At 70.2% G+C, this 16,140-nt stretch carries 13 protein-coding genes, 1 tRNA gene and 1 pseudogene; 4 read left to right on the forward strand and 11 right to left on the reverse strand.

What is annotated here, in order from left to right; genetic code table 11:
* The first annotated feature begins 120 nt into the window (after positions 1-120).
* Positions 121-194, forward strand: a tRNA-Pro gene (locus tag DKT69_RS16420).
* 113 nt (positions 195-307) lie between these two features.
* On the opposite strand, the pseudogene DKT69_RS39830 reads toward DKT69_RS16420, so the two are convergent.
* From DKT69_RS39830 to DKT69_RS37780, 3 genes and pseudogenes are all read right to left on the reverse strand, one after another.
* Positions 308-1,523 (reverse strand): annotated as a pseudogene (locus tag DKT69_RS39830) (tyrosine-type recombinase/integrase).
* Positions 1,524-1,526: 3 nt separating this feature from the next.
* The gene (locus tag DKT69_RS16430) at positions 1,527-1,736 is read right to left on the reverse strand and encodes a helix-turn-helix transcriptional regulator (protein WP_109802420.1); all 210 of its coding nucleotides are present in this window, start codon (positions 1,734-1,736) and stop codon (positions 1,527-1,529) included.
* 1,242 nt (positions 1,737-2,978) lie between these two features.
* A complete protein-coding gene (locus DKT69_RS37780) occupies positions 2,979-4,919 on the reverse strand; it encodes an Hsp70 family protein (RefSeq protein WP_161557859.1) in 1,941 nt (646 codons plus the stop codon).
* Positions 4,920-4,973: 54 nt separating this feature from the next.
* On the opposite strand from DKT69_RS37780, the gene DKT69_RS16450 reads away from it, so the two are divergent.
* The 3 genes from DKT69_RS16450 to DKT69_RS16460 all read left to right on the forward strand — a co-directional run bounded on the left by DKT69_RS16450 (position 4,974) and on the right by DKT69_RS16460 (position 10,389).
* On the forward strand, positions 4,974-7,844 hold the full coding sequence (locus tag DKT69_RS16450; RefSeq protein ID WP_236647957.1) for a transcriptional regulator: 2,871 nt from the start codon (positions 4,974-4,976) through the stop codon (positions 7,842-7,844).
* A gap of 231 nt (positions 7,845-8,075) precedes the next feature.
* Positions 8,076-8,213 (forward strand): hypothetical protein, encoded by a 138-nt coding sequence (locus DKT69_RS16455; RefSeq protein WP_109802424.1) that lies wholly within the window; start codon positions 8,076-8,078, stop codon positions 8,211-8,213.
* Positions 8,214-8,283: 70 nt separating this feature from the next.
* Positions 8,284-10,389 carry an NACHT domain-containing protein gene (locus tag DKT69_RS16460; protein WP_109802425.1) on the forward strand — a complete coding sequence of 702 codons (2,106 nt, stop codon included), beginning with the start codon at positions 8,284-8,286 and terminating at the stop codon, positions 10,387-10,389.
* A gap of 21 nt (positions 10,390-10,410) precedes the next feature.
* Here the strand turns inward: DKT69_RS16460 and DKT69_RS16465 are convergent, their stop codons facing one another.
* The 8 genes from DKT69_RS16465 to DKT69_RS16500 all read right to left on the reverse strand — a co-directional run bounded on the left by DKT69_RS16465 (position 10,411) and on the right by DKT69_RS16500 (position 16,083).
* Complete coding sequence (locus DKT69_RS16465) at positions 10,411-11,433, reverse strand: C40 family peptidase (protein ID WP_109802426.1); 1,023 nt, start codon at positions 11,431-11,433, stop codon at positions 10,411-10,413.
* Positions 11,430-11,726, reverse strand: a complete 297-nt coding sequence (locus DKT69_RS16470) for a hypothetical protein (protein WP_109802427.1) — start codon at positions 11,724-11,726, stop codon at positions 11,430-11,432. Before DKT69_RS16470 ends, DKT69_RS16465 begins: the two co-directional genes overlap by 4 nt.
* 228 nt (positions 11,727-11,954) lie before the next feature.
* The gene (locus DKT69_RS16475) at positions 11,955-12,299 is read right to left on the reverse strand and encodes a hypothetical protein (protein WP_146231106.1); all 345 of its coding nucleotides are present in this window, start codon (positions 12,297-12,299) and stop codon (positions 11,955-11,957) included.
* A gap of 94 nt (positions 12,300-12,393) precedes the next feature.
* Positions 12,394-12,615, reverse strand: a complete 222-nt coding sequence (locus DKT69_RS16480; protein WP_109802429.1) for a hypothetical protein — start codon at positions 12,613-12,615, stop codon at positions 12,394-12,396.
* A gap of 211 nt (positions 12,616-12,826) precedes the next feature.
* Positions 12,827-13,225 (reverse strand): hypothetical protein, encoded by a 399-nt coding sequence (locus tag DKT69_RS16485; RefSeq protein WP_109802430.1) that lies wholly within the window; start codon positions 13,223-13,225, stop codon positions 12,827-12,829.
* Between the two features lie 119 nt (positions 13,226-13,344).
* Positions 13,345-14,328 (reverse strand): DUF932 domain-containing protein, encoded by a 984-nt coding sequence (locus DKT69_RS16490; RefSeq protein ID WP_109802431.1) that lies wholly within the window; start codon positions 14,326-14,328, stop codon positions 13,345-13,347.
* 73 nt (positions 14,329-14,401) lie between these two features.
* A complete protein-coding gene (locus tag DKT69_RS16495; protein ID WP_109802432.1) occupies positions 14,402-14,650 on the reverse strand; it encodes a hypothetical protein in 249 nt (82 codons plus the stop codon).
* A gap of 56 nt (positions 14,651-14,706) precedes the next feature.
* A complete protein-coding gene (locus DKT69_RS16500; RefSeq protein WP_109802433.1) occupies positions 14,707-16,083 on the reverse strand; it encodes a helix-turn-helix domain-containing protein in 1,377 nt (458 codons plus the stop codon).
* Between the last annotated feature and the right edge of the window lie 57 nt (positions 16,084-16,140).

A 16,140-nucleotide genomic window follows, 5' to 3' on the forward strand; every position in this document is an offset into this window, starting at 1 on the left:
CCTAGGCCGCTCTAGAGGATGTGCGGGTGGGGCCGGCGGCGCGGGAGGGGGCGTGCGCGCTTCCGGAAGATCCTGCGCTAAGCTGAACCGGCTGTCGCGGGGGAAACCGCGCGGGGGCATCGGGACGTGGCGCAGCTTGGTAGCGCACTTGACTGGGGGTCAAGGGGTCGTCGGTTCGAATCCGGCCGTCCCGACAGAGAAGAAGCCCTGACCAGCGGAAACGCTGGTCAGGGCTTTAAGTTTGTCTATGGGGTTTTGAACCGCCCCCCGAAAACCCCCCATTTAACGGGGTCGTCAACCAGGTTTGTCATCCATGCGCGTCGTTAGGCGCCGCGGGTGCGGGACGTTGCCGCCTACCGCGGTCGGCGCCGAGTCGCTCGAGGATGTCCGAGACGTCCGGGGCTTGGGCGGGCTTGGCGATGTAGTACGTGGCGGTGACCTCCTCGCTGGAGTGCCCAAGCTGCGCTGCGGCGCTCTTCGTGTCGGTCTCTTCCTTGATGAGGGTGGCCACGGTCTTGCGGAAGGTGTGAGGGGTGACCCAGGCGAGGTCGGTGTCGGCGCGAGCCTCACGCCACTGACGGCGGACGTTGTTCGGCGACAGCCAGGTGCCGCGTCGGGAGGCGAAGATCGCGTCGTGGGAATTGTCGGCGGCGATGAGCTTGCGGGCCAGGATCATGCCGACGGCGAACCGGGGCAGGACGACCATCCGCCAGCCGGCGTCGCTCTTGGTCCAGGGTTGGCGGAAGAAGCCCTGGCCTTTGACGAAGACGAGCGTGCCGCAGATCGTCAGGGTGGGGCGTTCGGCGGCGAGGTCGAGGTCTTCCCAGCGCAGGGCGAGGATCTCGCCGATGCGGGCGCCGGTGGCGAGCATCAGGTCGACGATGTCCGCCAGATCGCCGCTGTGCCGTGGTCCGGGCTTGCCGGGGATGGGTCGCTGCCAGTCGCGGATTGCCGTACGGACGGCCTGGAGATTCTCGTCGGTGAGGGCGACGACGGTGCGGCGGGTTTGCGTAGCCGACCGGTGTCGCGTACGGGGTTGGTGGGGACCGCGTCGTGGCGCACGGCCAGAGCGAACATCTGGCTCAGGACGACTTTCGCGCCTTTGGCTGCCGAGGGACGGTCCTTGGCGATGTCACGCAGGAACCGATCCAGGCGGGGACGCTGGCTTCCCGGATCCGGAGGTTGCCCAGGGCAGGCAGGATCGCGTTGCGCGCGCTGGTCTCGTATCGCTGGATGGTCTGTGGTGCGATCCGTTCCTCGGTGGTGATCTCTTCGATCCACAGGTCGGCGAGTTTGCTGACGCGGGTCTCCCGGGTGATCTCGTCGTCGTTGGGGGTGGTGCGGTCACGTAGCTTGACCTTCAGCGCCCGTTCGGCGGCCGGGCCGGTGGTGTCGGTGGCCTCAATCTCGCGGGTCTTACCGTCGTAGTCGCGGAACCGCGCTCGTGCGCGGAACCGATTGGGTCCCAGCTTCTGAGTGCGGATCTTGCCCCAGGTGCCGAGGGGCAGTTCAGGACGGGCCATGGATCAACGCTCCGCATCGGTGTGGTCGTCGAGCCAGCGCTCGACCTCGCTGCGCCGGTAGCGCAGGGTGTTGCCGACGCGGATGGCGCGCGGTCCCTTGCCTCGGCTGTGCCAGGCGTAGAGGGTGTTCTTGGGCTTGCCCAGCCAGGCGGCGACGTCGTCGATGGTCAGTAGGGGGTCTGGCCGCCATTCGGTGGCGGCTGAGCCGTTCATCGCCGGCCTAACGTATTGGCCGAACCGGGCTGCCGGCGGCGTGTGGCGGGGCCGGCAGCTTGCCGCCGGCCGGTGGCATTCGATGATAGGGACGCGGAATTGGGGCGGGGATAGGGCGGGCATGGATCGGGTGTCCTTTCGGGATTCCAGCCTGGCAGGGGCCGGGAATCGACAGCGCTGCCGCTGCGATGCACGGTCGCGGGATGTGTTGGCCGTGGACGTCTATCGACCCGTTGCGGCCCTGAGACGTCAAGCCTGTCGCTGATCTTTGCAACGGTGGGACTCTGTGGAATCTGCCCTCCGTGTGAACAGGCATCCTTGCCTTGACCGCTCAGGGAGCAGGCCGGCGGATAGGAGACGCCTATGGGGCGTCCGCCTGGCGATTGGGAGATGTCGCGTGAATTCGTGCGGTTCTCGGGCGCACGGGGGCGTGTTGAAAAGGCTGGAATGCTCATCTTCTTGGTCCAATCGAGATCGACGAAGGTAGGAAAACTTGAAATCGTGGGCATAGTGGTTCCCTTTCAAGGAAGTTGGTTTACGCGAGGGGTCGGGATGTGCGATGTGCGAGAGCTCCGTGGTTCTGTGGACGGAGCTGTTTTAGGGGGTCTTGAAGCCGACGTGCTGGCCGGACCTGCCAGGGCGGGTAGGCAGGTCCGGCCAGCACGTCGGTCCGTGTTGTCGTGTGTCAGGCAGCGGGCAGGGCGTCTGGCTCAGCTGCGAACTAGGGGAATCTGGTCCACTGGGGCGAATGCCGTCCACCTTGGCCGTCCATGCGGAAGCGTCAGCCGAGATTGGGTTGGCCAAAGCGCAACGTAGATGACTTGATTCGCGTTCCCGGAATGTCGAGCGCCACGCGTTAGCAGCGGTGGATATTGAGTGGCCGCTGGGCGAGGTAAACCGACCACGTGGGCTTGAGGAAACCCGGTGCGGATTTCGCCGTCGGAGGCTGAACCGCCCCGGGCTTCAGGAGCGGCCCGAGCGTGAGTTATCTGGGAGAGCGCGCGGATGGGTCGCAGAGGCGCGGTCGAAGTGCGGGTCGGCGAGTGCAGCGATCAGCGCCCGTTCTCGCACGCTCGAAATCGGCACGGTGGTGGCAATATGACAAGTGGCTCGACGACGAATCCTCGAATCGAGCTGCCGTGTCCGGAGCGTCAGCCGCCTTGCCGCGATTTTCAGGAGCTGCCCGGCGATAGAAGCAGGACGCGATCTGGGGGTGCTTGCTCGCCTGCCACGTCCGGCTATTCAGCTGCCGGAGCGATCGACGAGGCGGTGCAGTGCTGCTCCTACGTCTGGGAGGGCGAGTCGCAGGGTGTGGGCGGTGAGTCGGAGTCCCCACCAGGTGAGTGCGATGAGGTAGCCGATGATCAGGGCGCTGTTGGTGTCGGAGGTGAAGACGAGGGCGTAGCCGATGGCCAGACCGGGTGTGGTGATGGTGCGGATTGTGCGGCTGCGGCTGATGGTCAGGGCGGTGGCCACTCCGACGAGGGCTGCGCCGAGGCTGCCGGCGAGGCCGGGCATTCCGGTCAGGTCGACGGGGACGGTGAGGGTGAGCGACGCGCGCATGAGGAAGATGCCGGCGGTGGCGATGATCGCGTGCGTCATGGCGGGGCGGCTCAGGGCGAGCCAGGTCGGCAGCGCGTCGGCGGGGATGCGGGGTGCGGCGGCGGCGGTGAGGGCGGCGCAGGCGGCGAGCGGCAGGGCCGCGCCGAGGGTCCATTTCAGGTAGGGGGTGTAGTCGAACTCGACGGCGGTGCCGGTGGCGAGTCCGTAGAGGGCGGCGGCGATGGCGCCGCCGACGGCGGCGGCGAGGTAGCCCCGCCGGATGAGGCTGCCCGTGGTGGGTTCGGTTGTTGACGCGGCGGGTGTTCCGGCGAGCCAGGTGGTGGGGGCGAGGTGCGCTACGGCGAAGGCGGTGAGCATGGCGAGCGCGCCGGCGGTGCCGAGCTGTGGGAGGGAGGTGCGGGCTCCGACGACGTAGGTGAGGACGGTGGTGACGTCGGCGGTGAGGACGGCTTGCAGGAGCAGGGTCAGGGAGCAGGCGCCGATGAGGAGGGTGCCGGTGAGGTCGCTGACGCGCAGCCGGACACGGGGTAGCCGTGCGGCGGCGGCACGGGGCCCGGGTTGGTGGCCGGTGGTGAGGGTCAGGGCGCCGTCAGCGAGGGCGTGCGGGTGGTCGACGAGTGCGGGAGTGGCGCCGGTGGCTTGCGCGAGCCGGTCGGTCAGCGCGGGCAGGGCGTGAGCTGGTCTCAGGATGACAGCGGCGAGGTGCTCCTTGTCGACGTCAGCCGCGTCGAGAAGTCCGTCGACTGCACCAGGGACCTGATCGAGGAGGGGCTGCGCGGCGATCGTGACGTCCTCGCGGGTGATGACCGCAGGCTGTCGGGGCGCGGGCAGCAGGATCGGTGCGCGGTCCTGTGCCGCGAGCAGATTCCTGGCGGTGCGGACGGACTCCAGCAGGGCGAGACGACCCTCCGCATTGACATCCGAGGGTTGGTTGATCGCTGCTCGGAGTGGGTCATCATCGGCGGTTGCCGTGTGAACGACCCGCCGGGTGATGAGGTGGTCGAGGTCGGGTGTGCCGTCGAGCTGCTGTGTTGCCAACTCGCGGTAGCCATCGCCGACGGCCTGTAGGACGGTGAGGGTTGCCGGATGGCGGTCCGCTTGACAGACGAGTACGCAGGAGCCCTCGGGCAGGGTGAGGCCGAGCGTCGTGGCGTAGGCGGCGAGGGCGGCGGGTGCGGTGACCAGGGCGGGGGACGGTAGTCCCGCTCGGCCTGCCGCCTCGCCCACTTGTCCGCGGCGGCGTGGTCCCCAACTCGGTGGGACCGTCACGGTGAGCTCAGTGATCGGCTGGCCGACCTGGTTGGCGGCATAGTGAGCGACATGCCGCAGGACGGCAGCGAGCAGATCCACGGGGTCGGGTTGTGCCGCACCGGACGCGTGGGCGGGCTTGCCGAGTAGGTCGGCTGGATCGTCGATGAACCGGTGGTCCGCCGGGAGGGACCTCGCGGCGGTGGTGTCGAGGCCGGCGTAGAGCTGACCGGCGGGGCCGATGGCGACGCCCGGTGGCACGACGAGGCGACCGTCGATGAGGATCGGGACCCGAGCGCCCTGCCGGCTGACGGTGGCGGCGATGGCCGAGGAACTGAGATCGATCGACGCCCTGGCGCCCCCGCTTGGCATGAGGGGCAGTCTCACCCGTGAGGGCGAGGCAACGTCAACCGTGATCCTCTCCGCGTGATCCTTTGTGTGCGGATGGTGAGAATCCTTCTCCGTGCGATAGCCGGAAACACTCATCCTCGTGTATCCGGGGAGATTGACGACCAGCCGCAGGGGGAGGGACAGGTGCCGCAGATGTCCCCGGACAGCGCCGACAGACTGGCCGAGTACGGTCCACGAGCCACGGTCCATCATCCCCACGACCCGCCCCCGCGCCGGCGATCCCTGTCCCGTTCCCTGGCCAGCACCGCTCGCGCAGTCATCGGCGCCAGCATCTTTCTGGCTGCGGTGCCGACGCTGCTGTGGCTCGCCGGCGGCGACCCCGTGCGACGCCTGCCGGCCTGGTCGCAGATCCCGGACTGGTTCGAACGCTCCACCGGACGATTCACCCCCGACGTCCTCATCGGCGCGGCGCTGTGGGCGATGTGGCTGCTGTGGGGCGTGTTCACGCTGCTCCTGCTCGCCGAGATCGTCGCGGCGCTGACCCGGCGGCGCATCCCCGTGCTCAGACTCCCGGCCCCGCTGCACCGGCTCGTCTTCGGCTTGGCGGGCACCGCCGCGCTCGCCGTCACCTCCGCCGGCTCGCTCGACCGCGCGACGAACCCGGACCAGCCGACTACGCCCGTCGCCGCCACCGAGCGCGCCGACATTCCTCGGCAGGCCGCCGCCCGCGGGCCCGCCATCATCCAGGTCGCCGACCAGCGCTACCTCTACACGGTCGAGCGACACGACACCCTGTCCAAGGTTGCCAAGGAGTGGCTCGGCGACGCGGACCGATGGCCGGAAATCTGCCACCTGAACAAGCACCGCCACTTCCCTGGCGTCGGCGGCACTCTGCGCGACTGCGACCTCATCTACCCCGGCTGGGAACTCCAACTACCCGCCGCCGCGCACCCGCCGAAGGCTGCTACACCCGCTAGGCCAGCCAAGCCACCTCCGGCGGCGACGCCCCGGCCGGTGCCGCCGCCCGCATCGCCGGGCGCCACCGCAAAGCCGCCAGGTCCCACCGTGCAGCCACCCGCGACCGCCAAGGAACCCGCCGCCATCCCGAGCACAACGCCATCGGCGGCCGCTAGCGCGTCCGCATCGACGCCTGCCTCCTCTAGCCCCGCCGTACCGCCGCCGGCCTCACCGACCGCCACCGACACACACAACCCGACCACCGCAGTGGACGACCATGGCGTGCAGCTAGCGCCCTTCGACTGGCTGCCGTGGTCAATCGCTGCCGCGATCAGCGCTGCCGCCGCATCGGTTTGGCTGCAGCGCCGCCGCCGCTATTCCGGCGAACCGGACGACGACCCGCCGACCGAACTTCCACCACCGGTGGTCGCGCTACGCCGTGCCGTGGCCCGCAATCCCGAACTCCCGCCCCCTGCCGCCGACGACGCCGAGCCACCCGCGCTGATGGCCGACCTCGCGCCGCTGCCGCCGGGTGGAACCGGCATCGTCGGCGACGGCGCGCCCGCTGCCGCCCGCGCCACGCTCGTCGCCGTGCTGGCCTCCGGCGGCCCGCACCACCCCGACGCACGCGGCGAGGTCGTCATCGACGCCGCCACCCTGGCCACGCTGCTCGGCCCGGACGTGGTGACCCTCGGCCCAATACCGCGCCTGCACGTGAGTACGAACATCGACGACGCGCTCACCGTGATCGAGTCCCGCCTGTTGCACCGCAGCCGCATCCTCGATGAACACGCCCTCACCGACCTGGACGAGCTGCGGCGGACAGTACCCGACGAGGAAGCGCAGCCGCAGGTCATGCTCATCACCGAGACCCCGCCCGCCGGTGCCCGCATGCGCGCCAAAACCGCCCTCGCACTGGGCGGGGGTCTGCACGTGTCCGCGCTCCTGCTCGGCGAATGGGCACACGGCGCCACCGTCGAGGTCGCCCCGGACGGACACACCACGCTCATCTCCGGGCAGCCGGCCGAACCGGTGCCGCCGCGCCTGCCCGTGCTGGAAGCGTCTACGGCGATCCAGATTCTGACCACGTTGCGGGAGGCGCAGACCGGCGAGCCGACCGCTGCCTCCTCACCAACGGTGCCCGTCACGATCGTGCCCCTGCACGCCAGCCGCACCGAGACCACGCCCACCGCCACGGATCCGCCTACCCCGATCACCGTCAAGCCCACCGTCGACATCGCGTCGGGACGGGCGCGGCTGCGCGTACTTGGCACGCCGCGCATCGAAGGCATGACCGCGGAAGGCCGGCCTCTACGAGCCAAGGCCCTGGAACTGGCGGTGTACCTCGCCGTGCATCCAGACGGCGCTGCTACCCGCGAGATCGGCGAATTCCTCGAACCCGACGCCCGCATCAGCCAGGCCGACCAACGCGTGCACACCAACGCCTCGAACCTGCGGCACGTACTCGGCCGCGCCGGCACCGCCGAGACGAAGAACGCCTACGTCATCAGATCCGCCGGACGGTACCGGCTCGACCCCGCGACCGTGGACGTCGACGTGTGGACCCTCCGCGACCTGATGCGCAACGCCACCATCGCCACCGAGCCCCGCCGCCGCGAACTGCTCACCGCCGCCTGCGACCTCTACACCGCGCCCCTCGCACACGGCCAGGACTACGAGTGGCTGCAGCCCCACCGCGAAACGGTCCGCCGATGGGGCACCGAAGCCCACCTACTGCTGGCCGACGACCTACTCGACACCAACCCGCAGGCCGCGTCCGACCTGCTCGACAAGGCCATCGGACTCGACCGCTACAACGAGGCCCTCTACACCAAGGCGATGCACGCCCGCCACGCCCTCGGCGACGCCGACGGCATCCGCACCCTGCTGCGCGCCCTGACCAAAGCCCTCGCCGACCTCGACGCCGAACCGCAGGAAGACACGATCACGCTGGCCACCCAGTTCCGCACCAGCCTGGATGAGAAGTGACCACCACCGCCGCGGCGCCCCGCGCACGCCTGCTACCCCTGCTGGCCATCGTGCCTGTACTACGCTGGGCCATCGCCGCGCACAGCGTGCCCCGCGACCAGCCATGGCGAGCCGCCTGCTCGTGCGGGCAACCGCTGTGGGCAAGCGCCATCCGCCCGTCCGGTCGCTGCACCGGCGGCATGCTGCGGATCGGCGCGCTCCCTTAACGGCGAGGGCCTGAGCCTTCTGCTCGTGGAGCAGAACGCCAAGCTCACCTTCGAGGCCACCGGAACCCGCCTGGTGGTCGAGAACGGCGAGGTGGCGATGACCGGCACGTCCGCACAACTGCGCCAGGACCCGCGGGTACGCCGCATCTACCTCGGCCTGTGACATACCGCGCCGGGCTGCCCGATGCCGGCCATGGGTATGGTATTGCTCTTGTACCCATCGTCGACGACTGATGGAGGACAACGTGCGGTGGCGTCCTTCGCCGGTCACCAGCGTCACGGTGGCGGCAGCCTTCGCGCTGGTGGCGAACCTGGCGACCGGGACCGTACGGGTCGAGGCCGTCTGGTGGCCGCCCGTGTTGTGGACCCTCGCCGGGCTGCTGTTGGTGGCCTCAGTGGTCACGGAGGTGTTCGGCCGGCGGAGCGAAGCCGGCCGCCAGGCGTTCTCGTCCGCCGCCGATCCGCTCGCCGCGGCCGCCGACCAACTGGCGACGGCCGTCGAACGGCAGTGGCAGGATGAGGCGGAACGTCGGCGCATCAACGACCAGAACGTGTTCCCGGTGCCCTGGCAGCCCGCAACCGCGTCGCTGGTCGAGCAGTGGTCCGATGTGGTCGATGCGGCGGTCGATTGGTCCAACCGGGACGGCTGGGCCGCGGCACCCGCCGATCTCGCGGCGTCGGGCGGGCACCTCGGTGCGACGCTGCGGCGGGTACCCAGCGGGCGGCTGATCGTGCTCGGCGGCCCCGGGTCGGGCAAGACGGCGCTGCTGATTCGCCTGGTGCTCGATCTGCTCGTCCACAGGCGAGCGGCGGCGCGCGAGCCGGTGCCGGTGCTAGTGCCGCTCGCCTCGTGGCATCCGGCAGAACAGGACCTGCGCACCTGGCTGTTGCGACGGCTGGCGATCGACCATCCCGCACTGGCCGCGCCGGCTCCGTTCGCGCTCGGGGGACTCGGCCTGGGTGAGGCGTTGCTGACCCAGCGCCTGCTGCTGCCGATCCTGGACGGGCTGGACGAGATGCCCACGGAGCAGCGCCGGCACGCGTTGGTCGGTATCAACGACGCTCTGTGTGCCGGCGACCAGCTGGTCGTCGCCTGCCGAACCGACGACTATCGGGAGGTTGTCGATCCGCCCGCCGGCATGCCGGTGAAGCTGCGGGGCGCGGCGGGCATCGTGCTGAGCGCGCCCGGCGCCGAGGCGGTGCGGAGCTACCTGCGCCGTGAAGCGGGCGGTTCGCCGGCGGCGGCCGAACGCTGGGCGCCGGTGCTGGCCGTCCTCGACGGCGGTTCGACGGTCGGCGTGGCCCTGCTCAGCCCGCTGCTGGTCAGCATGGCCAGCACCATCTACAACCCCCGTCCTGGCGAGGATGCCGGATCGCTGCCGGACCCGGCGCAACTGTGTGACGCCGGGCGGTTCCGCACCATCGAGCAGATCGAAGACCACCTGTTCGGGGCGTTCATCCCGGCCGCGTACCGGCGTAGCCGCCGGTGGGCGGCCGGTCCGGCCGAGCGCTACCTCGCTTTCCTGGCCCGGCATCTGCGGGACGATTGCGGCGGAACCACTGAACTCGCATGGTGGCAACTGCGCCGCTCTGCACCTCGCCGGCTGTTCCTCTTCCTGGCCACCGGCCTGTGGATCGTCGTGGTGGGCGTGGCTGCGCTGATCGCCGGGCTGCACGGGGTGGCTCTGGCCACGGCGCTGGCATTGGCGTTGGGCATCGGGCTGATGTTCGGTGACGCCATCGAGCGCCAGGCCCGGTCGGGACTCGGAAGCTATTCGCCTCGGCACGGATTGCGCTGGTCACTTGGCCGCCTTCGGCTCGGGTTGATCGCGGGAATACTCGCCGCCTTCGGCTGGGGGCTGCCGATCGGGCACGTCGCCGGCGCCTACCCCGGTTTGGGCGTGGGTCTTCTGTTCGGCTCGATAGCCTTGCTCTACTTCGGCGTCGAAGCCGTCGAGGGCGCACCGGCGAACCTCGCCCGTACGGCGGACCCGGACGCCGTACTCGCCGCCGACCGCCGCACCGGCCTGCTGCTCGCGGGGGGGTGGTGGCTGCTGATCCTCGTCCTGTCGATCCTGACCAGCCTGCCGGCCGGCGCGATGCGCGGGGGGCTCGGCTTTGGTCTGGCCATGGGGTTCGTGGCCGCTCATTTCGACGTCTCGGATTCGGCGTGGCCGGTGTACGCAGTGACCCGATGCTGGTTGGCGCTGCGGCACCACGCTCCCTGGCGGTTCGCCGGTTTCCTTGCCGACGCGCACCACCGCGGCGTCCTACGCCAGAGCGGCGCCGTCTACGAGTTCAGCCACGCACAACTGCAACAACGCCTCGCCGCCCGCTGAACTCCCTCTTTCACGACGTCACTACCAGTCGACGATTCGGCGGATCGCCGCGACCTGGTTGAGCCAGCTGCCCGACTTGATGATCTTCACTACGTCGCCTGTTTTCGGGGCCTGGATGATGAGCCCCTGGCCGAGGTACATGCCGACGTGCCGCGGGTTGGACATCGTGCCCTCGCTGCCGGGGATGAGGATGAGGTCGCCGGGCAGCAGCATCGCCGGGTCGGTGATGGCCTTCCCGGCGTTGACCTGGTCGGTGGTGACGCGTGGGATGGAGACCCCGGCGGCCCGGTACGCCGACTGCATCAGCGAGGAGCAGTCGCACTGCTGGTCGGGGTTGCCGGAATGTGGATCGGTGCACGACCCGCCGAAGTGGTACGGGGTGCCGAGCTGCCCGACTGCCCAGAAGATCGCGGTCATCACCTGCGGCGGGGTGTTGACCGGCAGGGTGAACCCGTCCGGCAGGGCGGCGAGCGCGTCGGTGGCGCAGTCGGCCAGGGTGTTGGTCAGCTGCTCGACGAGGTTGAGCGCGTCGTCGGACCACTTCGCGTAGGCGTCGGGGAAGGCCGAGATCTGGACCGCCTGGGCGGCCCGGGTCAGCGGCATCGTCTCCCACCCGCTAACGGTCAGGAGCTTGTCGAAGAATTTCCCAGCCTGGTAGTCCGGTTTGGCCAGTTGCTCGACGGTGCCCCAGCCCTGGCTGGGCCGCTGCTGGAACACCCCGATCGAGTCGCGGTCGTTGCGGTCGCCGAGAAAGGGCAGGTTGCGCAGCCCGGACTCCTGCAGGGCGGTCGCGATGCCGACGACCCAGCCCCAGCGGGGCACGTCTTTGGCGACGCCGACGTCGATGATGGTCGCGGCGATTTCGAGCTGTTCGGTGTCCCAGGTGCCGATGCCGGGCGGCTGGCCGGAGGGGCGCAGGGCGGGCGCGGCGGCGATGCCGCACCCGCCGGGGCCGCCGCCCATCACGGAGGACAGCAGCAGCATCGGTAGGCCGAAGCAGCCGACGATGACGACGGTAGCGATGCCGATGATGGCTTTGGTCATGGCGAACGCCTTTCGGTGAAAACAAAAAAGGGGGTCTTCGCGCGGGTGCGCGGCCGGCGGGGTCGAGACGGAACGAGGGCTGCGGGCGGGTGGATCAGCGGCAGTAGCCCCTCGTGGGTCTCGCGGAGGAAATCGGCGATCAGGTCGCCTGCGTCGAACAGCGGATGGCCGACGTCGACCGGGGTGGGGTAGCGCCAGTCCCAGTGGCCCGGTTGCAGGCCGGGCACGTGCCACAGCGTGCCGTGGTAGTTGAGGAACAGCGCCCCGCCGATCTGCGGGGCGAGCAGGGTCATGGGCTGGCTGGCGCAGTTGGCCAGACAGTGGCAGCCGGGGTCGTTGTAGATCGAGCGCGGCTGGCCCCGTGGGCTGGGCAGTTGCAGTCGCAGGCGCGTTCGTAGGAGCTGCGGTAGGTGCGGCGCCATAGCTGTCTGTCTGGTGTGGGTGGTGAAACACGAAAAGGCCGTGGGCCGCCCTCGCGGGGCGGCCCAACAGGCCCATGGATGTGGTGCGGGTTTCAGCGGCTACGCCGTGCGGCGCGGCTCGTGGGGGTTTTGCAGGATGGTGACGGTCTGACGCAGTTGCCGCTCGATGATCAGGCTGGCGTCGTAGAAGTCGTGGTGCTCGTGGATGTGGTCGGCGTTGGGCCAGTCCCACTGGCCGCCGGGGAGCCGGTTGACGAACCACAGGTCTGCGCCGTTGTCGAGGAACAGGGCGCAGTTCCAGTGCTCGGTGATCAGGGTGGTCGGCTGGGTGGCGCAGGTGATCGCGCACGCGCAGCCCTCGTCGTTGTAGGTCGTGCGGTGGTAGCCGTGGTGTTGCGGGCAGCGGCAGTCACAGAGCCGCTGCCACGGCGGCATATAGGCCATGCGGGTTTTCCCGGAAGGTGACATGGGTACGCCTCGGGGCCGCCGGCGTGGGCGGCTTGCCGAGGCGTACGAGGGTGGGTAGGTACGGCCGCGGTCAGTGCGGCGGGTTGAGCCAGGTCCGGTCGGGGCCGAGGCGCACGTCGCGGCGGACCTGGCGGGTCTCCGCGACGGTGAGCACGTGGGCGGGCAGCCGGGGCACGCCCTCGCGCCAGGCCCGGTAGAGCCGGTGGGTGCCGTCGATGAGCAGCGGGCCGGGCGGCTGGCCGGGGATGGGCAGCTGGGCGACGATGACCGGCGTGGCCAGGTCGGTGGACATGGCGTAGGCACGGTCGAAGCCGTCGCTGGCCGGACGATGACGCCGATCGTGTGCGACGACGGTTCGTCGAGGCTGGTCAGGCCGTACGCCTGCGCCCACGTGGCGACATCGAGGCGCCGGGTGGGGCGGGGTGCGGCGGCGATCAGCGCGATAGCCGCGTGGATGGAGAACACCCACGGGCCGAAGTGGAACCACTGGTGTGTCGGCTCGGTCACGTGCCCTCGCCGGAGGTGAGCCGGGTGTAGATCGCGACGCAGCGCAGGTTCAGCTCGTGCGACGGCAGGGTCAGCAGGCGCTGCCGGTGGTGGTCTTTGAGCCGGTCCCAGATGGTGATGGTGACGCCGGCCGACCACAGGTCGACCAGCACTCCGTCGATCTTGGCGTGCTGGCGTTCGGCGACGATGCGCCGCAGCGAGTCGATGAGCGTGGCGTCGCCGATCGGGTGCTGGTAGTCGTCGGGTCGGGCCGCGTCGGGCAGCAGGGTCAGGCAGTCCTCGCAGCTGTAGTCCGGGCGGGGCGGGTCCTCGGTCTCCCACCGGGTGACGTCGACGGCGGGCACGCCGCATACGGCTTGCCGTTCGTCGCGGGGATGGCGGATGTGGCCGATCATCGTGGCCTCCGATCTGACCGGCGCTCGGTGTTGTGGGTCATGGGATGGCTGGGTCCGTTCGTGACGGGCCGGGACGGCTGTCGCGGGTGACCGCCGCCCCGGCGAAGGGGCAGGGGCGGTCAGACCTTCAGCAGGTCGAAGGCGGCGATCTTGATGTCGGCGACGTTGCCGGTCAGGACCCGGTTGGCGCGGGTCCTGGCATCCTTGGCCTGCTGGTAGTGGTCGAGGTATTCGGTGATGGCCTGGTATCCGGCCCACCGGCTGCCCGCGATGGCCTTCTGCGTGTCGGCCTCGGTGATCAGGTACTTGAGGGTGCCCAGCCGCTCCTTGGCGTTGGCCTTTGTCTTGTCGGAGGCGTTGTCCTTGACCGGCCACACCTGAGCGACGATCCGCTCGAACTCGCGCGTGGTCAGCGCGGTCTGCAGCATCCGCTCGGCGGCCTTCTCGAACGCGCCCATGTAGCGCCACATCAGGCCCAGCGCCTCGCGGGCCTGGGCGATCTGCTGGCCGACGTTGGAGGTGTGCCGGAACGTGTAGTGCCCCACGGCGTGGGCGAAGGCCGCGCGCTGGGTGTTGGCGCAGACCACGCGGATGGGGCTGGCGTCCACGCGCAGCGCGGCGGTGCCGTCGTGGGAGGTGGTGCCGATCAGATAGAGGTCCATCCGGTCGATGCCGGCGATTTCCATCGCGGTCGGCAGCTTCATCGTGACGAACACGGACTTGCCGTTACGCAGGCTGCCCGCCGTCTCGAAGTGGGCGCCGCCGACCTGGTCCACGAGCTGGTCGAGCATGTCGGCGCACTGCTCGTTCTGGATGACCTCGTAGTCCGTCCCGACGATGCCCAGATACTGGGTGGCACCGGTCACCGGGTTGCGGCGTACGGTCATGCGCTTGTCGTCGGCCGGGATCTGAAGGCCACTCATGGGATCCAGGCCGAACACCTGGATGGTGCGGACGCCCCAGTTGCCGAGCAGGGCGGCGCCCATGATCTCGGTGGCGCTCATCGTGTTCTGGGTGACGGTGCCCAGCTGGTGCCAGGCCGACACACGGGCCGACGCGAAGGCCGTGCTTCCGTCAGCGAAGGTCTCAAGTTCGTGCGGCATAAGGGGGCTCTCCTTCTCGAACTGCCGCGGGGGCCGAGCCGGACGGCTCGGCCCCCGAAGGGATGGGTTGGGGCTACTGCGGTCCGGCGTCGCTGTCGGCTCGCGTGAGGTGCGCGAACGTCATGGGCGCCGGGTCGACCCGCACGAGGCGGCCTTGAGCGGCCTCGTACAGGCAGATGTTGGTGCCCGCCCCGACGCCGACGTGGCGTCCGTCGAGACGGGCACTGACGCCCTCGGCGATCTGCCAGGGCTTGAGTGCCTGGCCGGATTGCTGGGCCAGGTAGTCCCGGACGAGCCGGGACAGCGATGGTGTGTCGGGCATCGGTGACTTCGCTGGGTGATGCCGGGGCCGGGCATCGCCCGACCCCGGCATCACGCTCAGGACTGCTCGCCCATGGCGTCGTCGGCCGAGACCGCGTGGCCGTCCTCGGACGGGGCGTCGGCGGGGGCCGCGTTGCCGTCCTCGGCCGGGGCCGGGTACTGGAAGGCCCACGGCGACTCGGAGACCATGAGGATGCGGCCGGCGGCACCGAGCTTGCCGCAGTTGTTGCGCACCGCCCCGGAGCTGACCGCCCGGCCGCCGAGCTGGCCGCTGATCGCGGTGGCGATCTCCTGCGGCGTCATCGTGCGGCCCGGGTTGGCCTTGAGCGTGTCGAACGTCAGCCGCTCCAGCTCGCCCTTGCCGAACGGCTGGTTGCCGTCGGCGTTGACCGTGACGTCCGTGCGGCGGACCACCCCGGCCGTCGCGATGCCCGCCGTGCGGATCGGCATCCGCTTGGGCAGCGTCACCACGTGAGCGGTGCCGTCCTCGGCCACGACGTGCAGCGTCGCGTCCGGGCGGACCAGGGGCATCACCTGCGCGACCGCCTCCGGCGACTCGGACAGGCCCTTGACCACCTGGAAGCACAGCGGGCAGCGGGGCGGCTCCGGGTTCGGGTCGACGTCGCTGGCCTTGGTCGGTCCGGCGATCCACCGCCCCGGGGTGCCGGGCAGACGCCGGGCGGCGTCGGCCTGCTCCATCGCGGTCAGCAGCCGAGAGGCGGTCGGGTGCCCGATCCCGCTCTCGGCCACGATCTGGTCGAGGGTCGCTCCGTCCTCGCCGAACTCGGCCAGGACGCCCTTGATGGCCATGACCTTGCGGTCACCCGGACGGCTCGGCTGGACGATGGTGACCCGGCCCTTGCCCTGATCGTCCTCGTCGGCGTCGTCCTCGTCCTCCGGGTCGTCGTCGCTGTCGTCCTCGTCGCCGTCCTCGTCCTCCTCGGTGTCGTCCTCAGCGTCGTCGTCGTCCGCGTCGTCGTCGTCCGCGTCGTCGTCGTCCGCGTCGTCGTCGTCCGCGTCGTCGTCCGAGTCCTGGTCGGCGTCGGTACCGTCCGGCTCGTCGGCGGGCTGCTCGTCGCCGCCGTCGGCCGCGTCGGTGTCGGAGGCGTCGCCGTTGGAGAGGTCGGTGTCGTCCCCGTCGCCGCCGGCCTGGTCGTCGTCGCCGAGGTCGGCGTCGATGCTGAGGTCGGTGCCCTCGGTCAGGACGCCCTCGGCGATGGTCCACCGGGCGGGGGTGCCCTCGGCCGGGTCCGCGCCGGTGTCGACCTCGGTGATCAGACCGGCGCCGGCGAACGTCTTCAGCGCCTTGTGGACGGTGGAAACGGCCTTGCCGGACTTGTCGGCCAGCTCGTTGACGTTGCCCTCGCCGAGGTCGCGCAGAGCTTCGAGGACGGCCCGGGTGGCGGGCGTCATGGTGGACAGGTCGTACTGCATCGGTTCCCTCCTTGGGAACTAGGTGGTGAAAGCCCGGCACGGTGTTGTGCGGGCTGT

The sequence above is a fragment of the Micromonospora sicca genome, from assembly GCF_003172935.1.
Lineage (GTDB): Bacteria > Actinomycetota > Actinomycetes > Mycobacteriales > Micromonosporaceae > Micromonospora > Micromonospora sicca.

What these genes read in the sequence shown, in the direction of transcription:
- DKT69_RS16430 (WP_109802420.1), bottom strand. Translation starts at nt 1,736, where the DNA reads ATGAACGGCTCAGCCGCCACCGAATGGCGGCCAGACCCCCTACTGACC.
- DKT69_RS37780 (WP_161557859.1), bottom strand. Translation starts at nt 4,919, where the DNA reads ATGCCAAGCGGGGGCGCCAGGGCGTCGATCGATCTCAGTTCCTCGGCC.
- DKT69_RS16460 (WP_109802425.1), top strand. Translation starts at nt 8,284, where the DNA reads ATGGAGGACAACGTGCGGTGGCGTCCTTCGCCGGTCACCAGCGTCACG.
- DKT69_RS16465 (WP_109802426.1), bottom strand. Translation starts at nt 11,433, where the DNA reads ATGACCAAAGCCATCATCGGCATCGCTACCGTCGTCATCGTCGGCTGC.
- DKT69_RS16470 (WP_109802427.1), bottom strand. Translation starts at nt 11,726, where the DNA reads ATGACCCTGCTCGCCCCGCAGATCGGCGGGGCGCTGTTCCTCAACTAC.
- DKT69_RS16475 (WP_146231106.1), bottom strand. Translation starts at nt 12,299, where the DNA reads ATGGCCTATATGCCGCCGTGGCAGCGGCTCTGTGACTGCCGCTGCCCG.
- DKT69_RS16480 (WP_109802429.1), bottom strand. Translation starts at nt 12,615, where the DNA reads ATGTCCACCGACCTGGCCACGCCGGTCATCGTCGCCCAGCTGCCCATC.
- DKT69_RS16485 (WP_109802430.1), bottom strand. Translation starts at nt 13,225, where the DNA reads ATGATCGGCCACATCCGCCATCCCCGCGACGAACGGCAAGCCGTATGC.
- DKT69_RS16490 (WP_109802431.1), bottom strand. Translation starts at nt 14,328, where the DNA reads ATGCCGCACGAACTTGAGACCTTCGCTGACGGAAGCACGGCCTTCGCG.
- DKT69_RS16495 (WP_109802432.1), bottom strand. Translation starts at nt 14,650, where the DNA reads ATGCCCGACACACCATCGCTGTCCCGGCTCGTCCGGGACTACCTGGCC.
- DKT69_RS16500 (WP_109802433.1), bottom strand. Translation starts at nt 16,083, where the DNA reads ATGCAGTACGACCTGTCCACCATGACGCCCGCCACCCGGGCCGTCCTC.